The 3,150-nt window shown below is 47.6% G+C and carries 2 protein-coding genes; both read right to left on the reverse strand.

All coding sequences use genetic code 11. The features are described 5' to 3' along the window. Positions 1 to 2,147: type I restriction endonuclease subunit R (locus KDK14_RS18440; protein WP_257266665.1), on the reverse strand; the 2,147-nt coding region annotated here is incomplete at its 3' end. 82 nt (positions 2,148 to 2,229) lie between these two features. Next, positions 2,230 to 3,150: type I restriction endonuclease (locus KDK14_RS18445; protein WP_257266666.1), on the reverse strand; the 921-nt coding region annotated here is incomplete at its 5' end.

Consider the following 3,150-nt stretch of genomic DNA (forward strand, 5'->3'; position numbering starts at 1 on the left):
TTCTGAAACACACTCTGCTTCTTGGTCAGATACTGCGGATTCAACGGACTCATTTTCGGCAAAATGGCATTAAGCTCAGTGTCATTCTCACTGGCAAACTCCCGTTTCAAAGAGGTAGCAATATACCGTTTGGCGGCTTCACTGTTCAGGCTTTCCGTTTCAATCAGCTCATCAGCCTCACGCTGTTGTTCCTTCTGGGCATACGTGAAAAAAGCATCAATCACACTGGCTTTGTCGCCAATCTCATCAAGATCAGTCTGGTTGATAAAGTCCACCACCAGGCCTTCTTTGGCACGGTTGCCAAGGCTGGCACGAATAACACGGCGCACTTCGTCCACCAGATCAGCCTTGCTTTTGGTTTTCTTGTTGTGCTCAAAGATCAGCTCCAGGATGTAATCCAGATTGATCTCCCGGGATTTCAGCAGGTCCACCTCAAAGACCACATCATCCCAATCAATGGTGGATTTAACCTTGTCATCCGACGATTTCCGTCGGCGCTGCCAGTCACGAATATCGTTGTAGGTAGAGCGGTAATCCTGAATCTTGCGTTCGGCGGGCAGGCGAATGGTCTGCATCTGTGCCAGTTGTTCATCATCCAGATAATGCTCGGCCTTAAACGCTTCAACAGCTGCCGGGTCGCTCATATCCAAGTCTTGCAACGCTTTCAGGCTGGCAAACTCATCGTAGTTTTGCAGCACGTTTTCGACGCGCAAATATTCACCAAAGAGTTTGGCAAAGGCTTTTTTATCAGACTCTTTTTCAATGGCGGCAGGATCAGGAAAGCGTTGCTCCAATTCCTGCACCACATCCATAAAGCCCCGTCTGGCTTCGCCGGTGACCAGATCAGTAAAGCCTTCCATGTACTCCTTGTAGCTTTTTTCCAGCACCACGTTTTTGGTGTTTTTATCACCAAACAGGGTGATGGCGTCTACCGTCGCCTGTTCCAGATCGCGGAAGGTGACAATATTGCCAAAGGTCTTGGTGGCGTCATAAATGCGGTTGGTGCGGGAATAGGCCTGCATTAACCCGTGGAAACGCAGGTTTTTATCCACGAACAGGGTATTCAGGGTTGGTGCATCAAAGCCGGTAAGGAACATCCCCACCACAATCAACAAATCAATGTCCTTGGCTTTAACCCGCTTGGCCAGATCGCGGTAATAATTCTGAAAACCTTTGCTATCAACACTGAAATTGGTTCTAAAGAAGGCGTTATAGTCGGCAATCGCGGCGCTTAAAAACTCCTTCGCACTGCTGTTCATGGCCCTATCCATAAGAGAAAGGTCAAAGCTCTCATCCAGAATATCCCCCACCGCGTCCTGCTCCTCATTGGCCGCAAAAGAGAATATGGTGGCGATTTTCAGGGGCTTTTCGCTGTCAGCCTGTAACTTGTTCAGCGACTCATAATAGAGCTTGGCGGCATCCACACTGCTTACCGCAAACATGGCATTAAAACCATTGGCACTGGCTTGCAGGCGATGGGTTTTCTGGCGGAAGTTATTCAGAATGTATTGAGAGACTTCACGAATACGCTCCGGGTGCAGCAGGGCCTGCCTGTTTTCTGCGGCGTTAAGTTTTTTCTCATCCTGCTCGATTTCGATGGCCTTAAATTTCGGGCGAACATCGTTGTAGTCCACCTTGAACTTGAGCACTTTCTCATCACGAATGGCATCGGTAATCACATAGGAATGCAACTCACGGCCAAACACGCTGGCGGTAGTTTCCGCACCTAAAGCGTTCTGCGGGAAAATGGGCGTACCCGTAAAACCGAACTGATAGAACCGTTTAAACTTCTTCTTCAGGTTTTTCTGGGCTTCACCAAACTGGCTACGGTGACACTCATCGAAAATAAACACCACCTGACGGTTGTAAATGGCAAGGTCGCCCTCGCTTTTCATCAGATTGTTGAGCTTCTGGCTTTTCATCAGATTGTTGAGCTTCTGGATGGTAGTGACGATGATCTTGTTGTCGTCTTTATCCAGATTTTTCTTCAGGCCAGCGGTACTGTCAGAACCATTCACACTGTCTGGTGAAAAACGCTGGTATTCCTTCATGGTCTGGTAATCGAGGTCTTTTCTGTCCACCACAAAAAATACCTTGTCGATAAAATCCAGCTCAGTAGCCAAATGTGCCGCTTTAAAACTGGTCAACGTTTTACCGGAACCAGTGGTATGCCAGATAAAACCGCCGCTCTCCCCACTTTTTTTATGAGCAGGGCTCCAGTGTTTAGCCTCATAGGAACTTTTTTATCTTCCATAAAATGCGTTCTGTGGCGGCAATCTGGTAAGGACGCATGACCAGTAAGGTATCGCTGACGTCAAACACTGAGTAATGCATCAAAACATTGAGCAGGGTACTTTTCTGGAAAAAGGTGGCGGTAAAGTCCTGTAAATCTTTGATCAGGCTGTTATCCGCCTTCGCCCAGTTCATGGTGAAGTCGAAGCTGTTTTTATTGCGTTGGGTGGTATTGGCAAAATAGCGGGTATCGGTCCCGTTAGAGATCACAAACAGCTGCAAATATTTATACAACGAGTTTTCGCTGTTAAAGCTCTCCTTGCTGTAGCGATGCACCTGGTTAAAGGCTCCACGAATGGCCACGCCCCGTTTTTTCAGCTCAATCTGCACCAGGGGCAAACCGTTCACCAGAATCGTCACATCGTAGCGGTTTTTATGGGTGCCGGTCTGCTCAAACTGTCGGATAACCTGGCAGGCATTACGATGGATATTCTTTTTGTCCAGCAGATAGATGTTCTGAATATGGCCATCATCAAAGACAAAATCGAAGATATAGTCATCGTGAATCTTGCGGGTTTTATCGACGATGTTATCGCCGGGGTTATCCAGACAGGTCTCAACGAAGCGTTGCCATTCCCCGTCTGAAAACACCACATTGTTCAGGGTTTGTAGCTGCTTACGGACATTGCTGAGCATCTTATCCGGGGCATTTAAATCGGCAACATATTCATAGCCCTGGTTTTGCAAGTCCGCGATCAGCTCCCGTTCAAGATCATTTTCACTCTGGTAGCTTTCGTTGACCTGGTAATCCGGGGTGTATTTATCCAGAACGATAAAGTTTTTGGATTCTGCGATGGTTTTGTAGCAGGGCGACAGAATCGGTCGAACGATCATCCCGATAATAGGATATTTAGCTAT

This window comes from Endozoicomonas sp. ONNA2, assembly GCF_024606365.1.
Classification (GTDB): Bacteria; Pseudomonadota; Gammaproteobacteria; order Pseudomonadales; family Endozoicomonadaceae; genus Endozoicomonas.